Source organism: Modestobacter sp. SYSU DS0904 (assembly GCF_054051115.1).
The window spans coordinates 33,807-51,494 of sequence record NZ_JBJHAQ010000023.1 but is presented as its reverse complement, the minus strand read 5'-3'; the positions used below and the strand labels follow the sequence as shown (position 1 = coordinate 51,494).

The window sequence follows — 17,688 nt, the reverse complement described above, 5'->3', positions numbered from 1 at the left end:
CCCCGTGCTCACCGTGATCGTCTTCCTGCCGCTGGTCGCCGCGGCGGCGCTCGCCCTGGTGCGGGTGCCCGACCGTGCCGCCCGCTGGGCCTGGGTGGGGGTGACCGCCGCCGACCTGGCGCTGGTGATCGCGCTCTGCGTCGGGTACCGGACGCCGGCCGGCGGCGGCCTGGCGTACGAGGTGCAGGCCCGGTGGATCCCGTCGGTGAACAGCAGCTACCACGTCGGCGTCGACGGGCTGTCCCTGCCGCTGGTGGCGCTCACCGCCGTCGTCTTCCTCGCCTGCGCGGTCTACTCGCTGCGCGAGCAGCGGCGGCCGCGGAAGCTGGCCGCGCTGTTCCTGGCCCTGCAGACGACCTGCCTGGGGCTGTTCGTGGCCCAGGACCTGATCCTGTTCTTCCTCTTCTTCGACCTGTCGATCGTCGGCATGTACGCCGCGATCGCCGGCTGGGGGCACGGCCGGCAGGCGGGCCGCTCCGCGCTGCAGTTCTTCCTCTACACGTTCCTGGGCAGCCTGGCGCTGCTGCTGGGCTTCATCGGGCTGTACCTGGCGGCCGACCCGCACACCTTCGACATCCCCGAGCTGGTCGCCGCCGCCCCGCTGGCCGACTCCCCGGTCGCCGGCGGGTTCGTGCTCGCCGCGCTGCTGGTCGGGCTTGCCATCAAGACGCCGACCATCCCCTTCCACACCTGGCTCCCGCCGGCGCACACCGACGCCTCGGCCATCGGGTCTGCGGTGCTCGCCGCGGTGCTGCTGAAGATGGGCACCTACGGGTTCGTCCGGATCGCGATGCCGGCGATGCCCGACGCCTGGCAGGGCGCGGCCTGGGTGGTGCTCGCCGTCGGCATCGCCTCGGTGCTCTACGGGGCGCTGGTCGCGCTGGCGCAGACCGACCTCAAGCGGATGATCGCCTACACCTCGATCAACCACATGGGCTACGTGCTGGTGGCCGTCGGCGCGGCCGGGCTGGTCGGCAGCGGGACGGCGGCCCGGGAGCTCGCGGTGACCGGCGCGGTGACCCAGATGGTCAGCCACGGCCTGCTCACCGGCGCGCTGTTCCTGCTCGCCGGGGTGCTGCACGACCGCACCGGCAGCTACGCGATGGACGAGTACGGCGGGCTGGCCCGCAGCGCGCCGGTCTACGCCGGGCTGTTCGCCGTCGCGGCGTTCGGCTCGCTGGGCATCCCGGCCCTCAGCGGGTTCGTCGCGGAGTTCCAGGTCTTCGCCGGCAGCATCGGGGCGACGGCGTGGGCGGCGGTCGCGCTGCCGGGCATCCTGCTCACCGCCGCGCTGTTCCTGCGCGCCCTGCAGCGGGTGTTCACCGGGGAGACCGGCGGCCGGTCGGTCGGGTTCGCCGACGTGCGGGCGGTGCAGGCGGCCCCGGTCATCGGGCTGCTCGCGCTCTCCCTGGCCATCGGCCTGGTCCCCTGGCCGCTGCTGGACGTCATCTCCCCGGCCGCCTCGCTGGTCGTGGACCTGGTGAGCCGGTGACCGGGGCTCTGCGGTGATGGACCAGGACCTGCTGGCGCTGCTGCCGGAGATCAGCCTGCTCGCCGGCGCCGTCGTCACCCTGCTGGCCGGCTCCTTCCTGCCGCGGCAGCGGCAGTGGGTGGCCCGGCTGGTGGCGGTCGCCGCGCTGCTGACCGCCGGGGTGGCCGCGGCGCTGCCGCTGGTCGACCCGGCGCGGACGGTGTTCGGCGCCTTCGTCGTCGACACCCCGACCGGGATCGCCCGGCTGGTGGTCGTCGCCTCGACGCTGCTGGTGATCGGCCTGGGCGTCGAGGAACTCGCCGGGCAGGTGCGGGAGAGCGAGACGTACAGCCTGCTGCTGCTCAGCTCACTGGGCGCGGTGGTGCTCGCGGCCACCGACGACCTGCTGGTGCTGGCGGTCGGCTTCCTGCTGTCGAGCATCCCGCTGTACGCGCTGGTCGGGCTCGGCCGCGACGCCCGGGCGGCCGAGGCGGCGCTGAAGACCTACCTGCTGGGCGCGCTCTCGGGCATCCTCCTGCTGCTGGGCAGCAGCGTGCTGTTCGGCGTGGCCGGCAGCACCGCCTATGCGGGCCTGGCCGGCGGGCTGGCCGGTGCCCCCGCGGCCGCGGTCGCCGTCGGGGCGATCGGGGTGCTGGGCGGGCTGCTGTTCAAGGCCGGCGGGGTGCCGCTGCACTTCTGGGTGCCCGACGCGGCGCAGGGCGCCGGCACCGCCGCGGCCGCCTTCCTCACCACGGTGCCGAAGGTCGGGGCCCTGGTCGCGATGATGCGGCTGGTCGACGTGCTGCCCGGCTCGCTGCCGTGGCCGCTGCTGGTCGGGGTGCTCGCCGCGGTCACCATGACGCTGGGCAACCTCGCCGCGCTCGGGCAGACCGACGCCCGCCGGCTGCTGGGCTGGTCGACGGTGAGCCAGGTCGGCTACCTCCTCATGCCGGTCGCCGTCGTGGGCGCCACCGACGCCGCCGTGCCCGCGCTGCTCACCTACCTGGTCGGCTACGCGGTCACCAACCTGACCGCCTTCGCGGTGCTCGCCGGCGATCCCCGCACGAGGTCGCTCGCGGACTCCCGCGGCCTGGGCCGGCGGCGCCCGGGGCAGGCCGCCGCGCTGGTGATCAGCCTGCTGAGCCTGGTCGGCACGCCACCGACGGCGGTGTTCGTCGGCAAGCTCACGGTCTTCACCGCCGCCTGGGACGGCGGCCTGGCCTGGCTGGTGGTGGTCGCGGCGGCGAACACCGTGCTCAGCCTCGCGTACTACCTGCGGTGGCTGGTGCCCGCGCTGTCCCGGCCGGACGAGCGGGACGGTGCCGAGGAGCTGCCCGACCGCCCGTGGGCGCGGGGCGCCGCGGCCGCCGGGGCGGTCGGGGTGCTCGCCGTGGGGGTGGGCGCCGGGGTGGTCACCGCGGTCGTCGGGAGCGGCACCCTGGGCTGAGCCCCCGGCGACCGCCGCCGGCGTCGGGGATGAGGGAACGGAAACGAGGGAACCCGGGATGAGAGAGCCCAGCGCTCAGGCGCCGGCGGCCCACTCGTAGCGGCAGGCGCGGCAGCGCAGCCGCGACCACCAGCCCGGGTCGTCGCCGTCGTCGCGGACCTCCTCGGGCTCTTCGGCCCCGCAGCCGGGGCAGTGCCGCTGTGGGTTCACCGCGCGCCCACCCCGGCGGGCGGGTGCAGCAGCACCAGCTCCCGGCCGGTGGCCGAGATGGCGTCCTGCAGCGAGCGGAGGGCATCCAGGCCGTCGTCGTCGACGACCTGCACCCCCTCCAGATCGAGGGTCACCCGCCGGTGGCCGCGGCCCTGCAGCACCAGCACGGCGCCGTACATCAGGTCGGCGCCCTGCACGCTGAGCCGCCCCCCGGCCCGGATCGCACCGGCCTGGACGTCGACGAACTGCTGGTAGGCCGTCTCCGGCTCGTGCACCGCCCTCGTCACGCGGCGACCCGGGGTCTGCGCGGCTCGACCTGGAGCACGTGCTGCAGACCGGTGCGACGCAGCACGTCCTGGGTCCGCCGGTCGGCGCCCCGCAGCACCACGGCACCCCCGCGGGCCCGGCAGATGCGGTGCGCCCAGAGGAAGCTGGCCAGCGCCGGGCTCGCCAGGTGGGGCACCTCGGTGAGGTCGACGATGATGCGCCGCGCGCCACCGAGCAGCGCCTGGTGCAGCAGCCAGCGCACGTCGGCCAGCCCGTCGCAGACGTGTGCCTCGCAGAGGTGGACGACCCGCTCGTCGCCCTCGACGTCGGCCGGTCGCCCGGACGTCTGCCGGGCTGCGGTGCTGGTCGTCATCCGGTCCTCCTCGGGCCGCCACGGGGTTCGGTGCGGTCAGCGACCAGCGTTCCCGCGGGGGGTGACGAACGCCCCATCCGTTCGATTGCGATCCGATGACGACCGCACTGCGGCGGTGCTGCCCCCCGGGCACGTGGCAGCATGTCCCGCGTGCCGCCCCGTCTCCTCGTCGTCGAGGACGACGACCACATCCGCACCGCGCTCCGCTGGGCCCTGGAGGACGAGGGCTACCTGGTCGAGGAGGCCGTCGACGGTGAGGACGCGGTCCGCCGCGTCGCCGCCGCGGTCCCCGACCTCATGCTCGTCGACCTGATGCTCGGGGCGATGGACGGCTTCGCCGTGATCCGCGAGGTCCGCCGCGAGCACGACCTGCCGATCATCGTGGTCAGCGCCCGCGCCGACACCCACGACATCGTGGCCGCGCTGGAGGCCGGCGCGGACGACTACGTGACCAAGCCCTTCCAGCTGAAGGAGGTCACCGCCCGCCTGCGGGCCCTGCGCCGTCGGGTGTCCACCGGCGCGCCGCGGCCGGGCACCGCGGAGGCGCCCACGCCGGAGGTGGTGCTGGACGCGCACGCCGACGCGCCGCTGGTGCTGCGCCAGGAGCGCGGCACCGTGCACCGGGGTGCGGAGCAGCTGGCCCTGACGCTGACCGAGTTCCGGCTGCTCTGCGAGCTGGCGTCGGTCCCGGGGCGGGTGCTCAGCCGCCAGGAGCTGCTCAGCCGGGTCTGGGAGCACGGGTTCTTCGGTGACGAGCGGATCGTCGACGTCCACGTGCGGCGGCTGCGCACCAAGATCGAGCTCGACCCGGGCAATCCGCAGGTCGTGGTCACCGTGCGCGGGCTGGGGTACCGGCTGGACGTGCAGTGAGATGGACGCAGCGCCCGCGGGGGCTGCGGGCGCGGATCGTGCTGGGGTTCGCCGCGGTGACGCTGCTGGTCTCCGCCGTCCTGGTGGTCACCACCTTCGTGCTGGCCCGCAACTACCTCCTCGACCAGCGGGAGCGCTCCGCCGTCCGGCAGGCCTTCACCGACGCGAGCGTGCTGCGCAGCCGGCTGTCCACCGCCGGCACGGAGGTCGGTGACGTGCTCGGTGACCTGGTGCCCTCCGGTGGCGCCGACGTGGTCGTGCGCAGCGGCGGCGCCTGGTACTCCTCCAGCCTGGAGGTCGGCGCACGCGACGTCCCGGAGGCGCTGCAGGAACAGGTGGCCGACGGCCAGCCGGCCACCGCGCGCACCGGCTCCCGGGTCGGACCACGGGTGGTGGTCGGCATCCAGCTGCCCGGCACCGACGTGGAGTTCTACGAGCTGTCCACCCTCACCGAGCTGGAGCTGTCACTGCGCACCCTCGGCGCGGTGCTCGCCGCCGGTGCGGGGGCCGCCACCCTCGCCGGCGCGGCGTTCGGCAGCTGGGCCAGCCGCCGCGCGGTGCAGCCGCTGGAGCAGGTGGCCGGCGCGGCCACCGCGATCGCCGGCGGCGACCTGACCACCCGGCTGCCGCCCACCGACGACCCGGACCTGGTCGCGATCGTGGGGAGCTTCAACAGCATGGTCGACGCACTGTCCACCCGGATCGACCGGGACGCCCGCTTCGTGGGCGACGTCAGCCACGAGCTGCGCAGCCCGCTCACCAGCCTGGTGACCACCGTGGAGGTGCTGGCCGGCCGGCGGGACGACCTCACCCCCCGGGGACGCGAGGCGCTCGCGCTGGTGCAGTCGGAGCTGGACCGGTTCCGCCGGACCCTCGACGACCTGCTGGAGCTGGCCAAGCTGGACAACGCGCGCGACACCCCCGGTGCCGAGCCGCCCGGGGCGACCCCGCCGGTGGTGAGCGTCGCGGCGCTGGTGCGCGAGGTGCTCGAGCGCACCGGTCACCCGGTCGACCTGCTGGCCGCCGACGACGAGTCCGCCACGGCGGTGCTGGCCCGCAAGCTCCCGCTGGAGCGGGCCGTGCGGAACCTGGTGGAGAACGCCGACCGGCACGCCGGTGGGGTGAGCGCGGTGCAGGTGCAGCGGATCGGGGACTCCGTGGTGCTGCACGTCGACGACTCCGGCCCGGGCGTGGCCGCCGAGGACCGGGAGCGGGTCTTCGAGCGGTTCGCCCGCGGCCCCCGCGCCGCCCGCGGGTCGCTGCCCGGGGCCGGGCTCGGGCTGGCGATCGTCGCCGAGACCGCCGCCCACCTGGGCGGCGCCGCCTGGTGTGCCCCCAACCCCGCCGGTGGTGCCCGGTTCAGCATCGCGCTGCCGGCGGCGGTGTCGTCCAGCACCGCGCTGCCGGCGGCGTCGTCGTGAGGACGCGGGGCGTGCGGGGGCTGGTCCCGCTCGCCGCGGTGGCGCTCGCGGTGCCGCTCGCGCTGGTCTCCTGCGGGGTGCCCACCGGCGGGCCGCCGGAGGCGATCCCCAGCTCCCAGGTGCCCTCCGCGCTCGCGTCACCCAGCACGCCGCCGTCGTCGGCCGTGCCGGCCCGACCGGGCGCCGAGCAGCCGCAGGTCTACCTGGTGGACGACGCGGAGGTGCTGGTCCCCCGCGCCCGGGACGTCGACGGCAGCTCGGTGGCCGACCGGCTGGCCGACCTGCTCGGTGATCTCACGGAGGGACCGACCCGGGCCGAGCGCGACGACCAGCTGTCCACCGCGCTGCCGCCGGGCACCGAGCTGTCGCTGGCCGACCTCTCCGGGTCGACGGCCACGATCGAGTTCGAGGACGTCGTCGACGCACCGTCGGGGCGGGACAGCCGGCGCACCGTCGCGCAGATCGTGCTGACCGCGACCAGCCTGGCCGGGGTGGACGAGGTGCTGCTGAGCCGGAACGGGCTCCCGGTCGAGGCGCCGCTCCCCTCGGGCGAGCTGACCTCGGCGCCGCTGACGGCGGCGGACTACACCGCGCTGCTCACCGCTCCACCGTCGTGAGCGGGCGCTCCGCGGAGGGCGCATCGACCTCGGCGACCGGGGCGGCGCGCGGCAGGCCGCGCTGCTCGCGGTGCGCGTAGAGGACGTCCCGCGGCGGGAGGACGTGGCCCTCCGGACACTGCAGGGTGCCCACCTCGCCGACGTAGACCGGTGACGGCCGCTCGGCGACCGCGAAGCGCCCGGCCTGCTCGACGAGCCGGCTGTTGCATCGGGGGCAGTGCAGGTTGTGCACGCTCTGTACCCAGACGGAGACCATGCGTCCACCTTGAGTCGCCGGACGCCGTGCCGGAACCCCCGCGGAGCGCGTGTGACGATCCGTCACCGGATCGCAAAGGTGCGTTCCCGGTGCGGTCGGGGTAGCCCAGCCGGAGCCCGGGGGGGCGCCCGCGGCGTCGCGGCGGCCCCCCGGTCAACACCACCACGACGACCAGCAGCCCCCCACCCCCCCCCCCCCCCCCCCCCGCCCCCCCCCCCCCCCCCCCGCCCCCCCCCCCCCACGCGCCCCCCCCCCCCCCCCCCCCCCCCCCCCCCCCCCCCCCCCCCCCCCCCCCCCCCCCCCGCCCGGGTGAGGCCCGGGCCGGTGCCGGTCGATGAGTCGACACGAGGGTTTGTCGACGGCGCTCCCGCGGGATCACACTGGTGGAACTACACCGATGTGTTCCTGGGGGACCGATGAGACGGGCTCACGTGCAGTCGTCCAGCGTCCGGTCGGTGGGCTACGACCTCGACTCCCACGTGCTGCAACTCGAGTTCGTCGACGGCGGGGTCTACGACTACCTCGACGTCCCGCCCGAAGAGGCCCTGGCGATGCTGGAGTCGGCCAGCATCGGGCGCTACGTCAACACCTCGATCAAGCCCCGGTTCCACTGCCGTGCGGTCCACCGGGCGGCCTGACCGGAGCCCCTGACCCGGGGCGTGGCCGGCCCGCCCCGTCGGTGGCCTGCGGCAGACTGCCCGCCGTGACCGCGCCGACGACGATCCCGGACCGGGCGGCCGTGCAGCGCCGCACGGTCGCCGTGCTCTCCGGCGCGGTGGCGCTGGGCGGGCTCGGGGTGACCGTCGGCATCACCGTGGGTGGGCTGCTCGCCCGCGAGGTCGCCGGCAGTGATGCCGCCGCCGGGCTGGGGCAGACGGCGAGCGTGCTGGGGGCGGCGCTGATCGCGGTGCCGCTGGCGCGGGTCAGCGACCGCGCCGGCCGGCGGGCCGGCCTCGCCCTCGGTTACACGGTCGCCGTGCTGGGCGCGCTGGTGGTCGTCGTTGCGGCGGCGCTCTCGTCGCTGGTCCTGCTGCTGGCCGGGCTGTTCCTCTTCGGCGCGGCCACCACCAGCGGGTTGCAGGCCCGGTACGCCGCCGCCGATCTGGCCGAACCCCAGCACCGGGGGCGGGCGCTGTCCCTGGTGGTGTGGGCGACGACCATCGGTTCGGTGCTCGGCCCCAACCTGGCCGGTCCCGGCGACGACCTCGGCCGGGCACTGGGCCTGCCCGCGCTCGGCGGCGCGTTCGTGCTGCCCGTCGTCGTCTTCGTCGCCGTGGTCCTGGGGGTCCTCGTCCTGCTGCGCCCCGACCCGCTGCTGCTGGCCCGGCGCCTCGCTGCGACCGGGCCCACCGTCGGGCCGGCGCCCCGCGCCGGCGCGATCGGTGCCGTGCGCGCCGTCTGGGCGACGCCGACCGGGCGCCTCGGGCTCACCGCCGTCGTCGTGGCGCACTCGGTGATGGTCGGGCTGATGGTCATGACCCCGGTGCACATGGGCGCGGGAGGCGCGCACGCCGACGGCACCACGCTGCGGGTGATCGGCCTGGTGATCAGCGTGCACGTTGCCGGGATGTACCTGTTCTCCCCGGTCGTCGGCTGGCTGGCCGACCGGTTCGGCCGCTCGGCGACGGTGGCGCTCGGCGGCGCACTCCTGCTGCTCGCCGCGCTCGTCGCCGGCACCGCCCCGCCGGGCGCGGCCTGGCAGCTGGGCATCGGGCTGTTCCTGCTCGGCGTGGGCTGGTCGTGCGGCCTGGTGGCCGGTTCGACGCTGGTCACCGAGTCGGTGTCCGACGAGCTCCGCCCGACCGCCCAGGGCGCCACCGACCTGCTGATGGGGCTCGGCGCGGCGCTGGCCGGGGCGGTCGGCGGGCCGCTGCTGGCCGGCGGAGGCTTCGGGCTGGTGGCGGCGGTGAGCGCCGTGCTCGTCGTCCCGCTCGCCGTGGTGTGGGTGGCTCAGCGCCGGTTGCGGTAGCTCCGCCACAGCAGGACCAGCCAGGCGACCAGGGCACACACGATCGCGATCTCCAGGATCGTGTCCCAGGTCGGGGAGCCGGTGCTGGGGACCATGCGCCGAGGGTAGGCCGGGCGGCGCCGGTGAGTACCGTGCTGGCTGTGCGTCTGCAGGAGTTCTGGTCCCGGATGGAGCAGCAGTTCGGCTCGATGCGGTCGCAGAGCGTCGTCCGCGACCACTCGTTCGGCCCGCTCGGCGGTCGGACGGCGCTCGAGGCGATCGAGGCCGGGGTGCCGGTGCGCACCGTCTGGCTGGAGATCTGCAAGGCCTACGACGTCCCGCCGAAGGACCGCTGAGGCCGCTCCGGCGGGACGCCGACGGGTCAGGAGGCCAGCACCGTGCGGGCGTACTGCTCCAGGCTGGTCGGGGCCCGGCCGATGAGCCGGTGCAGGTCGGTGCTGCCGGTGTCCAGCGCCCCCTGGGCGATCGACTGGTCCAGTGCCACGACGAAGCCGGCCGTGGCCTCGGGCACCCCGGCCTCGGTCAACGTGCGCTGGTGCTCCTCGGGGGAGAGGTCGCGGTAGACGACGTCGCGTCCGGTCTGCGCCGCGACGACCGCGGCGAGGTCGGCGATGCTGAACGCCTCGTCCCCGCCGAGCTCCAGGACGCCGGTCTCCGGCTGGTCGGCGGTGAGGACCGCGACCGCCCCGGCCGCGTAGTCCGCCCGGGTGGCAGCGGCGATCCGGCCGCTGCCGGAGCTGCCGGTCAGCTCACCGGTGCTGGCCGCCTGGCGGAGCTGGGAGTCGTAGTTCTCCAGGTACCAGTTGTTCCGCAGCACGACCGACGGGATGCCGGCCTCGGCGATGAGCCGCTCGGTGGCGATGTGCTCGGGGGCCAGCGGCAGCGGGGTGTCGTCGGCCCGGGTCGCGCTGGTGTAGACGAACAGCTGGACGCCGGCCGCCTTCGCCGCCTCGAGCACGTTGCCGTGCTGGGGAACGCGCTGGCCCACCTCGTTGCCGGAGACCAGCAGCAGCCGGTCGGTGCCCTGCAGGGCCGCCAACAGGGCGGCCGGGTCGGCGTAGTCGGCCTGGCGCACCTGCACGCCGCGGTCGGCGAGGTCGGCGGCCTTGGCCGGGGTGCGGACGACGGCGACGACCTCGGCGGCCGGCACGCCGGCGTCGAGGAGGCCGAGGACGACGAGCCGGCCGAGCTGGCCGCTGGCTCCGGTGACGGTGATCAAGAGACCCTCCGAAGGGTGCATGCTGCGTCGAGGGCACTAACTAATCGTTAGTGCAGGTCGTCCGCACCGTACACTCGTCGGCGTCGTCGGAGAGGGGGCATTCCGTGGAGCAGACGGTCGAGCAGTTGGTCGCCGACGTCTTCCGGCGCGCGTGCACCTCTCGCGAGGCCCTCGAGCACGTCACCGGGAAGTGGTCGCTGCTGGCCCTGTCGGCGCTGGCCGGGTCCCCGCACCGGTTCGGTGAGCTGCGTCGCCGGATCGAGGGGGTCAGCGAGAAGATGCTGGCGCAGAGCCTGCAGACCCTCGAGCGCGACGGCTGGGTGCACCGCGAGGTGCGCTCGTCGATCCCGCCGCACGTTGAGTACCGGCTGACCGAGGACGGGGTGCAGCTGGTGCCGCACCTACTCGCGCTCATCGACTTCGTCGAGGGGCGGATGCCGGCGGTGCACGCCGCCCGGGCCGCGGCGGACGAGGCGCGCCCGGCCCGCTGAGCACCGTCGGGGCGGACCGGTGGGGCTGGTGTGGCAGCCGGACGGCGTGTCGCTGGCTTCGAACACCTGTTCGGCCTACGGTGTCCACAGGTCGGGTGCTCGTCCACAGCTGACGTCGGCCCGGCGAAACTGTCAGACCCCCGCCCTAACGTCGGCGACGACCCGCAGACAGCGCACAGCGACACCCGAAGGTGGCCACCATGGCAGCAACCCTGGACCGCGACAAGGCCCTCGACATGGCCCTCGCCCAGATCGACAAGCAGTTCGGCAAGGGCTCGGTCATGCGCCTGGGCGACTCTCCCGAGGTCGTCATGAAGGTGATCCCGACCGGCTCGGTCGCCCTCGACATCGCCCTCGGTGTCGGCGGCCTGCCGCGTGGCCGCGTCGTCGAGGTGTACGGCCCCGAGGCCTCCGGCAAGACGACGATCGCCCTGCACGCGGTGGCCAACGCCCAGGCGGCCGGCGGCATCGTCGCCTTCATCGACGCCGAGCACGCCCTCGACCCCGACTACGCCCGGGCGATCGGCGTCGACACCGACGCGCTGCTGATCAGCCAGCCCGACACCGGTGAGCAGGCGCTGGAGATCGCCGACATGCTGATCCGCTCCGGCGCGCTCGACCTCATCGTCATCGACTCGGTGGCGGCCCTCGTGCCCCGCGCCGAGATCGAGGGCGAGATGGGTGACAGCCACGTCGGCCTGCAGGCCCGGCTGATGAGCCAGGCGCTCCGCAAGATCACCGGCGCGCTCAGCAACTCCGGCACCACCTGCATCTTCATCAACCAGCTGCGCGAGAAGGTCGGTGTGGTCTACGGCTCGCCGGAGGTCACCACCGGTGGTCGGGCGCTGAAGTTCTACGCCTCGGTCCGCCTCGACATCCGCCGCATCGAGACCCTCAAGCAGGGCACCGAGGCGGTCGGCAGCCGGGTGCGGGTGAAGGTCGTGAAGAACAAGGTCGCCGCACCGTTCAAGCAGGCGGAGCTCGACCTGCTCTGGGGTCACGGCTTCAGCCGCGAGGGCGGCCTGATCGACATGGGTGTCGAGCAGGGCTTCGTCCGCAAGTCCGGCGCTTGGTACACCTACGAGGGCGACCAGCTGGGCCAGGGCAAGGAGAACGCCCGCTCCTTCCTGCGCGACAACCCCGACCTGGCCGACGAGATCGAGAAGAAGATCAAGGAGAAGCTCGGCATCGGTGTCGTCGCCGCACCCGACGTCCCGGCGGCCGAGCCGGCCGACTTCTGATCCCGGCCGTGTCCGAATCGCTCTTCACCAGCGACGGGCCGGCCGAGGACCACGCACGGCCGGCCGGCGGGGAGACCCGCCGCGCCGGCCGTCGTCGTCCCGGCTGGTCCACCACCCCGGGAGAGGGTGACCAGGGGACGCGGCGCCCGCGCGCCGAGCGTCCCTCCCGCCGGGGAGACGACGACGCCCCCGGGCACGCCGAGGACGATCCGGGCGACCCGGAGCAGGCCGCCCGGGCGATCTGCCTGCGGGCACTCACGGGTACGTCGAAGACCCGCAAGCAGTTGGCCGACCTGCTCGCCAAGCGCGACATCCCCGAGGAGGCGGCCGCGGCGGTGCTCGACCGGTTCACCGAGGTCGGGCTGATCGACGACGCAGCCTTCGCCGCGGCCTGGGTGAGCTCGCGCCAGTCGGGCCGCGGGCTCGCCCGTCGGGCGCTCGCCGCCGAGCTGCGGGCCAAGGGCGTGGACGGCGAGGTGGCCGCTGCCGCGGTCGCCGAGGTCGACCCGCAGGACGAGTGGGACGCCGCGCGCCGGCTGGTCGAGCGCAAGCTGCCGTCGATGCGCCGGCTCGACCGGGTGACCGCCGAGCGCCGCCTGGTCGGCATGCTGGCCCGCAAGGGCTACGGCGGCGGGCTGGCCGGCTATGTGGTCCGGGAGGCGCTGGACGCGCTCACGGCGGAGTTGCTGGCCGAGGACGAGCGTCTCGACGACCTCGCTGCCGAGACGAGCGACGAGTCCGGGCCCGTCGGACCCGAGGTGGGGGAGGGGCAGGTGCGCGGGCTCGGTCGCCGCGCCGCCCGGCCGGGCGATGTCTGGGAGGACCACCTCCCCTGAGGGTCGCGGACGGTTCCCGGCGACGGCTCGGGGCATGGTCGGCCAGAGCGGCCCTGCGGATGGGCCGTCGAACGGAGGTCGTCCGTGGAGTGGGTTCTCGTGCTGCTCGCCGTCGGGGTGGTCGTCGCTGCGGTGGTCTACGCGGGGAGCCGCCGGCGTCGCTGGGAACGGATGGCGCAGCCGGAGTTCCCGAGCAACGACCCGCCCGGACGGGGTACGGGCGCGGAGAGCCAGCCGCCCGACGCCCGCGGGGCGATCAGCAAGAACAGCTGGATGCTCGGCGGAGGCGGTTCCGGCGGCTGAGCAGCCCGGAACAGCGACGAGGCCGGAACGGCGACGAGGCCGGTGCGACGTCCAGGACGTCGCACCGGCCTCGTCGTGCCGGGAGCTCGCGATGGGTGCGCGGTTGTCCGGACCGCCCCCTCGCGGGCCGGACTCGCGGGTTCAGCGTGGGCGCGGCACGAACGCCCCGGGGGCGCGGTCCAGCCAGGCGGTCACGTCGACCGCGACGCCGTCGGCGGCCTCGTCGTCCGGCAGCAGCCAGCGGCGGCTGCGCTGCTGGCCGGAGCCCAGCCACTGCTCGATGGAGGCGTCGAACTCCGACATCGACAGGTACTTGCCCAGGTCCGGGGAGACGACCGGGCCGACGAAGGTCACGTCGCTCTCCTGCCCGTCGCGGTAGCGCAGCACCACGCGGCAGCGCGAACGCCGGTGGCGGGCCGGGGGCACCGCCTCACGGACGATCGCCTCCTCGGCGCCGGCGGCGGCGGCGAAGCTCGCGGCCGACGTCCGGAGCCGGTTGACGAACAGCTGGGCGGTGTCGGCCAGGTCGAAGTCCATGTCGAAGCTCGCTGCGAGGGGGGAGGCGGTCACACCCCAGTTCTCGGCAGACCGGTACAGCGCTCCCACCGGCGGTAGTTGCCAAGCCGTGCCCCCCAGTACGGCGCTGTCTGACCTTCCGAACCGGGGTCGTTTCCGGACGCGTCGGACCCTTCCTGGTGAGACGCCGAGGGCCCGCACGCCAGGCGGCGTGCGGGCCCTGTGGGAGTCGGCTCGCTGCCCGGTCCGGCCGGGCCGCGGCGTGCGGTGACGCAGGCTGCGGCTCAGGGAGCGCCGGCGCCGGCCCCCATCTGGTCCGCCGGCTCGGCCTTCACGGCCGGACCGCTGACCTTGCTGCGGTTGGTCCGCCGCTCCACCACCTTCGCGAGCTGGGAGAGCAGCACGTTGACGATGATGTAGATCAGCCCTGCGCCCACGTACAGCTGGAACGTGTACTGGTTGCCGAACTGCGGGATGAAGAACTCGACCAGGCTGCGGGCCTGCCGGAGCAGCTCGAAGTAGCCGATGATGAAGCCCAGCGAGCTGTCCTTGAGCAGGACGACGAGCTGGGCGATGAGCACCGGGAGCATCCGGCGAACCGCCTGCGGCAGCAGCACCAGGGTCATCACCTGGGTCTTGCGCAGGCCCAGGCCGAAGGCGGCCTCCCGCTGGCCCTTGTCCACCGACAGGATGCCCGCCCGGAAGATCTCGGCCAGCACCGCCATGTTGTAGAGGATCAGCCCGCCGGTGAGGGCCGCGTAGGCGCTCAGCCGGACGCCGAAGCTCGGCAGGATGAAGAACAGCGCGAAGATCACCACGAGCAGCGGGATCGCGCGGAAGAACTCGATCACCGTGGTGACCGGGATCCGGACCCAGCGGTGGTCCGACAGCCGGCCCGCCGCGAGCAGCAGCCCGAGGACGGTCGCGAAGACCATGCCGACCAGTGCGACCTGCAGCGTCCGGAGCAGCGCCTCCCCGAGCGCCTGGGGCACACCGCTGCCGGGGTCGAAGAGCACCGCCCAGCGCTGCGGGTCGAGCTGGTCGTTGCCGGCCAGGCGGACCAGGACGAAGCCGACGATCGCCAGCACGACGAGCGCGCCGATGGCCGTGCCGATGCGGATGCGCGCCCGGGCCTTGGGGCCCGGGACGTCGAACAGGACCGGGGCGCTCACCGGAGGATCGCCACCCGTCGCTCCACCCGGCTGATGGCATAGGCGGAGGGAAGCGTGATCAGCATGTAGCCGACCACGACGGCGACCAGGACGAGGAGCAGCTCCCCGGCGTTGGCGTTGGAGAGCCGCTGCATGGACGCGGTGAGCTCCGAGACGGCGAAACCGGCGGCGATCGAGGTGTTCTTGACCATGGCGATCCAGACGTTGCCCAGTGGCGGGACGACCGAGCGGAACGCCTGCGGCAGCACCACCTCGCGCAGCGACTGGCCGAAGGTGAGGCCGATCGCACGTGAGGCCTCGGCCTGGCCGGCGGAGACCGCGTTGATGCCCGAACGCACCGCCTCACAGACGAAGGCGGCGGTGTAGAGGCCGACCGCGAGCACCGAGCCGGTGAAGAAGCCGACCGCGAAGTCGATCTGCGGCAGCCCGAAGATGATGAAGAAGAAGACCACCGTCAGCGGGGTGTTGCGGAAGGTCTCCACGTAGAACGTGGACAGCCCGCGCAACGGGGGAATCGGGCTGACCCGGAAGGCCGCCAGCAGGGTGCCCAGGACCAGGGCCAGCACGCCGGCGAGCAGGGACAGGCTCAGCGTCGTGAGGAAGGCGTCCCACAGCAGCGGGAAGTTGTCGATCAGGAACTGCACTGCGCCTCCTCTCGAGGCCCGGGGCGGGGCGGGGCCGCCGGGCGGGGGGAACCCGCCCGGCAGCCCACACCAGGACGATCAGTAGCGGTCGACGTCCGGCGGCTCAGGGGCGTCGGTGCCGGTGATCGCACCGGCGGTCTCGTTCCAGGCCTCGGCCCAGGCGCCGGACTCGTACGCCTCTTCCAGGGTGTCGTTGATGAACGCCCGGAACTCGTCGTCACCCTTGGGGATGCCGATGCCGTAGGGCTCCTCGGTGAACGGGTTGCCCACCAGGTCGAACTGGTCCGGGCTGCCCGCGACGATCCCGGTGAGGATGACGTTGTCCGTGGTGACGGCGTCGACCTGGCCGTTGGCCAGGGCGTCGGCGCACTTGGAGTAGACGTCGAACAGCGTCAGCTGCGCCTCGGGGTAGTTGGTGCGGATCTCCTCGGCCGGCGTGGAGCCCTCCACCGAGCAGACGTTCCGGCCGGCGAGGTCCTCGGGGCCCTCGATGCCCAGCGGGTTGCCCTCGGCGACCATGATGTCCTGCCCGGCCTCGTAGTACGGGCCGGCGAAGTCGATCTGCTCCTTGCGGTCGTCGTTGATCGTGTACGTGGCCACGACCATGTCGACCTCATCGTTGATGATGAAGGACTCGCGGTTGGCCGAGACCGTCTCGGTCCAGGTGATGTCCTCCGGCGCGATCCCGAGCTCGCCGGCGATGATCTTGGCGATCTCGACGTCGAAGCCCTCGGGCACGCCGGAGGGGTTGCGCAGCCCGAACCCGGGCTGGTCGAACTTGGTGCCGACGGTCATGGAGCCCGCCTCGGCGAGCTCGGCCATCGTCGTCCCGGCCTCGAAGTCGACGTCCTCCGCCACCTCGGGAGCGTCGGCGGCGTCCTCGACCGCGTCGCCTGCCTCGCTGGAACAGCCGGTCAGCACGATGCCGGCGGCCGCAACGGCGGCCGCGTATCGGGTGATGCGCATGGAGGGTCCTCTCGTGGATGTGCCGGTGGTCAGTGGTTCAAGATCTTGGAGAGGAAGTCCTTGGCCCGGTCGGAGGACGGGTTGGTGAAGAACTCCTCCGGGGTGGCGGACTCGAGGATCCGGCCGCCGTCCATGAAGACGACGCGGTTGGCCGCCCGGCGGGCGAAGCCCATCTCGTGGGTGACCACGACCATGGTCATGCCGTCGCGGGCCAGGCCCACCATCACGTCCAGGACCTCGTTGATCATCTCCGGGTCCAGCGCGGAGGTCGGCTCGTCGAAGAGCATGACCTTCGGGTCCATCGCCAGCGCGCGGGCGATGGCCACCCGCTGCTGCTGGCCGCCGGACAGCTGGGCGGGCACCTTGTCGGCCTGGGCGCTCACGCCGACCCGGTCGAGCAGTTCGCGGGCGCGCTTCTCGGCGTCGGCCTTCGACTGCCTGCGGACCTTGATCGGGCCCAGCGTCACGTTCTCCAGCACGCTCTTGTGCGCGAAGAGGTTGAAGCTCTGGAACACCATGCCGACGTCGGCGCGCAGCCGGGCCAGCTCCTTGCCCTCGTCGGGCAGACGCTGGCCGTCGATGGTGATCTCACCCTGCTCGATCGACTCCAGCCGGTTGATCGTGCGGCACAGGGTCGACTTGCCCGATCCGGACGGGCCGATGACGACGACGACCTCGCCGCGGTCGATCGACAGGTCGATGTCCTGCAGGACGTGCAGCTCGCCGAACCACTTGTTGACGCCGGACAGGCGGACGAGAGGCTCTCCGGTCGGACGTTCGGTCACGGGGAGGGACCCTAGGTGCCCCCTCGGCGCCGGAACGCTGCCGGGCGGTCACGATGCCGTAACGAAGCCGTTCCGCGCCCCGGGGTTCCCGGCTCCGGTCTCGCTCCGGTCACGATCTGGGCGTGCGCGGAGCCCGACCGGGTACAGGCCGGGCATGTCGACGCCCGTCCTGTTCAGCTCCCTCGCCCGCGGCGCGGCCGCCGGAGTGGCCGGGACGGCGGTGATGACAGCGTTCCAGCGGTTCGTCGAGCAGCCGCTCACCGGCCGCCCGGACAGCTACGCGCCGGCGGAGATCGCCGAGGCGCTGCTGCCCCTGCGCCCCTCGACCCCGGCGGCCCGGACCCGGCTGAACTGGGTGTCGCACTTCGGCTTCGGCACCGTCTGGGGCGCCGGCCACGCGCTCGCCACCCGGGCCGGGCTCCGCGGGCAGCGGGCCGTCCACGTCGTCTTCGCCCTCGGCTACCCCGCCGACGTGCTGGCCGGGAAGGCGCTGGGCGTCTACCGCCCGAGCCGCTGGAGCCGGCAGGACTGGGTGGTCGACGTCGTGGACAAGTACGTCGCCCTGCAGGCCACCGCCCTGGTCCACGACCGGTTCCTGGCCGTCCGCCGCTGAG

General features: G+C 74.0%; 23 protein-coding genes. 13 read left to right on the top strand and 10 right to left on the bottom strand.

Features of this window, described 5'->3' with window-relative positions:
• The first annotated feature begins 4 nt into the window (after positions 1–4).
• Together ACI79U_RS14915 and ACI79U_RS14910 are read left to right on the top strand one after the other, a co-directional pair.
• Positions 5–1,492: a complex I subunit 4 family protein gene (locus ACI79U_RS14915; RefSeq protein WP_457071454.1), complete on the top strand. Its 1,488-nt coding sequence runs from the start codon at positions 5–7 to the stop codon at positions 1,490–1,492.
• Positions 1,493–1,508: 16 nt separating this feature from the next.
• Positions 1,509–2,918 carry an NADH-quinone oxidoreductase subunit N gene (locus tag ACI79U_RS14910; protein WP_457071452.1) on the top strand — a complete coding sequence of 470 codons (1,410 nt, stop codon included), beginning with the start codon at positions 1,509–1,511 and terminating at the stop codon, positions 2,916–2,918.
• A gap of 75 nt (positions 2,919–2,993) precedes the next feature.
• On the opposite strand, the gene ACI79U_RS14905 is transcribed toward ACI79U_RS14910, so the two are convergent.
• Genes ACI79U_RS14905 through ACI79U_RS14895 form a run of 3 tightly spaced genes read right to left on the bottom strand, consistent with a single transcriptional unit; the run spans position 2,994 to position 3,768 of the window.
• The gene (locus tag ACI79U_RS14905) at positions 2,994–3,128 is read right to left on the bottom strand and encodes a hypothetical protein (RefSeq protein WP_457071450.1); all 135 of its coding nucleotides are present in this window, start codon (positions 3,126–3,128) and stop codon (positions 2,994–2,996) included.
• Positions 3,125–3,415 carry an STAS domain-containing protein gene (locus ACI79U_RS14900; protein WP_457071448.1) on the bottom strand — a complete coding sequence of 97 codons (291 nt, stop codon included), beginning with the start codon at positions 3,413–3,415 and terminating at the stop codon, positions 3,125–3,127. The genes ACI79U_RS14905 and ACI79U_RS14900 overlap by 4 nt, the downstream gene beginning before the upstream one ends.
• Entirely contained in the window at positions 3,412–3,768 is a 357-nt protein-coding gene (locus ACI79U_RS14895) for an STAS domain-containing protein (RefSeq protein ID WP_457071446.1), read from the bottom strand. The genes ACI79U_RS14900 and ACI79U_RS14895 overlap by 4 nt, the downstream gene beginning before the upstream one ends.
• Before the next feature lie 141 nt (positions 3,769–3,909).
• Here ACI79U_RS14895 and ACI79U_RS14890 point away from each other — a divergent pair, with 141 nt between their 5' ends.
• Genes ACI79U_RS14890 through ACI79U_RS14880 form a run of 3 tightly spaced genes read left to right on the top strand, consistent with a single transcriptional unit; the run spans position 3,910 to position 6,676 of the window.
• Positions 3,910–4,638 carry a response regulator gene (locus ACI79U_RS14890; protein ID WP_457071444.1) on the top strand — a complete coding sequence of 243 codons (729 nt, stop codon included), beginning with the start codon at positions 3,910–3,912 and terminating at the stop codon, positions 4,636–4,638.
• Complete coding sequence (locus tag ACI79U_RS14885; protein WP_457071442.1) at positions 4,635–6,059, top strand: HAMP domain-containing sensor histidine kinase; 1,425 nt, start codon at positions 4,635–4,637, stop codon at positions 6,057–6,059. The genes ACI79U_RS14890 and ACI79U_RS14885 overlap by 4 nt, the downstream gene beginning before the upstream one ends.
• Before the next feature lie 11 nt (positions 6,060–6,070).
• A complete protein-coding gene (locus tag ACI79U_RS14880; protein WP_457071440.1) occupies positions 6,071–6,676 on the top strand; it encodes a GerMN domain-containing protein in 606 nt (201 codons plus the stop codon).
• On the opposite strand, the gene ACI79U_RS14875 is transcribed toward ACI79U_RS14880, so the two are convergent.
• Positions 6,657–6,932 (bottom strand): hypothetical protein, encoded by a 276-nt coding sequence (locus tag ACI79U_RS14875; protein WP_457071438.1) that lies wholly within the window; start codon positions 6,930–6,932, stop codon positions 6,657–6,659. The genes ACI79U_RS14880 and ACI79U_RS14875 overlap by 20 nt on opposite strands.
• A gap of 431 nt (positions 6,933–7,363) precedes the next feature.
• On the opposite strand from ACI79U_RS14875, the gene ACI79U_RS14870 reads away from it, so the two are divergent.
• From ACI79U_RS14870 to ACI79U_RS14860, 3 genes are all read left to right on the top strand, one after another.
• On the top strand, positions 7,364–7,570 hold the full coding sequence (locus ACI79U_RS14870; protein ID WP_457070892.1) for a KTSC domain-containing protein: 207 nt from the start codon (positions 7,364–7,366) through the stop codon (positions 7,568–7,570).
• 65 nt (positions 7,571–7,635) lie between these two features.
• Positions 7,636–8,901 carry an MFS transporter gene (locus ACI79U_RS14865; protein ID WP_457070889.1) on the top strand — a complete coding sequence of 422 codons (1,266 nt, stop codon included), beginning with the start codon at positions 7,636–7,638 and terminating at the stop codon, positions 8,899–8,901.
• 140 nt (positions 8,902–9,041) lie between these two features.
• Positions 9,042–9,236, top strand: coding sequence for a DUF3046 domain-containing protein (locus ACI79U_RS14860; protein ID WP_457070886.1), 195 nt, complete (start codon positions 9,042–9,044; stop codon positions 9,234–9,236).
• Positions 9,237–9,262: 26 nt separating this feature from the next.
• Here ACI79U_RS14860 and ACI79U_RS14855 read toward each other — a convergent pair whose 3' ends face one another.
• Positions 9,263–10,120, bottom strand: coding sequence for an NmrA family NAD(P)-binding protein (locus tag ACI79U_RS14855; protein WP_457070883.1), 858 nt, complete (start codon positions 10,118–10,120; stop codon positions 9,263–9,265).
• Between the two features lie 104 nt (positions 10,121–10,224).
• Between ACI79U_RS14855 and ACI79U_RS14850 the strand changes: the two genes are divergently transcribed.
• The 4 genes from ACI79U_RS14850 to ACI79U_RS14835 all read left to right on the top strand — a co-directional run bounded on the left by ACI79U_RS14850 (position 10,225) and on the right by ACI79U_RS14835 (position 12,991).
• Positions 10,225–10,611, top strand: coding sequence for a winged helix-turn-helix transcriptional regulator (locus tag ACI79U_RS14850; protein ID WP_457070880.1), 387 nt, complete (start codon positions 10,225–10,227; stop codon positions 10,609–10,611).
• Between the two features lie 200 nt (positions 10,612–10,811).
• Positions 10,812–11,852: a recombinase RecA gene (gene recA / locus ACI79U_RS14845; protein WP_457070877.1), complete on the top strand. Its 1,041-nt coding sequence runs from the start codon at positions 10,812–10,814 to the stop codon at positions 11,850–11,852.
• An 8-nt stretch (positions 11,853–11,860) separates the two neighbouring features.
• Entirely contained in the window at positions 11,861–12,688 is an 828-nt protein-coding gene (locus ACI79U_RS14840; protein ID WP_457070874.1) for a regulatory protein RecX, read from the top strand.
• 84 nt (positions 12,689–12,772) lie between these two features.
• Entirely contained in the window at positions 12,773–12,991 is a 219-nt protein-coding gene (locus ACI79U_RS14835; RefSeq protein WP_457070871.1) for a hypothetical protein, read from the top strand.
• 141 nt (positions 12,992–13,132) lie between these two features.
• Here the strand turns inward: ACI79U_RS14835 and ACI79U_RS14830 are convergent, their stop codons facing one another.
• The 5 genes from ACI79U_RS14830 to ACI79U_RS14810 form a co-directional block, all read right to left on the bottom strand.
• Entirely contained in the window at positions 13,133–13,561 is a 429-nt protein-coding gene (locus ACI79U_RS14830) for a hypothetical protein (protein WP_457070869.1), read from the bottom strand.
• A gap of 230 nt (positions 13,562–13,791) precedes the next feature.
• Positions 13,792–14,679 carry an amino acid ABC transporter permease gene (locus tag ACI79U_RS14825; protein ID WP_457070867.1) on the bottom strand — a complete coding sequence of 296 codons (888 nt, stop codon included), beginning with the start codon at positions 14,677–14,679 and terminating at the stop codon, positions 13,792–13,794.
• A complete protein-coding gene (locus ACI79U_RS14820) occupies positions 14,676–15,323 on the bottom strand; it encodes an amino acid ABC transporter permease (RefSeq protein ID WP_457070865.1) in 648 nt (215 codons plus the stop codon). The genes ACI79U_RS14825 and ACI79U_RS14820 overlap by 4 nt, the downstream gene beginning before the upstream one ends.
• Positions 15,324–15,401: 78 nt before the next feature.
• Positions 15,402–16,289, bottom strand: a complete 888-nt coding sequence (locus tag ACI79U_RS14815) for a glutamate ABC transporter substrate-binding protein (protein ID WP_457070863.1) — start codon at positions 16,287–16,289, stop codon at positions 15,402–15,404.
• Between the two features lie 29 nt (positions 16,290–16,318).
• Positions 16,319–17,074 carry an amino acid ABC transporter ATP-binding protein gene (locus ACI79U_RS14810; protein WP_457070860.1) on the bottom strand — a complete coding sequence of 252 codons (756 nt, stop codon included), beginning with the start codon at positions 17,072–17,074 and terminating at the stop codon, positions 16,319–16,321.
• A 154-nt stretch (positions 17,075–17,228) separates the two neighbouring features.
• Here ACI79U_RS14810 and ACI79U_RS14805 point away from each other — a divergent pair, with 154 nt between their 5' ends.
• A complete protein-coding gene (locus ACI79U_RS14805) occupies positions 17,229–17,687 on the top strand; it encodes a hypothetical protein (protein WP_457070859.1) in 459 nt (152 codons plus the stop codon).
• Position 17,688: the final 1 nt, after the last annotated feature.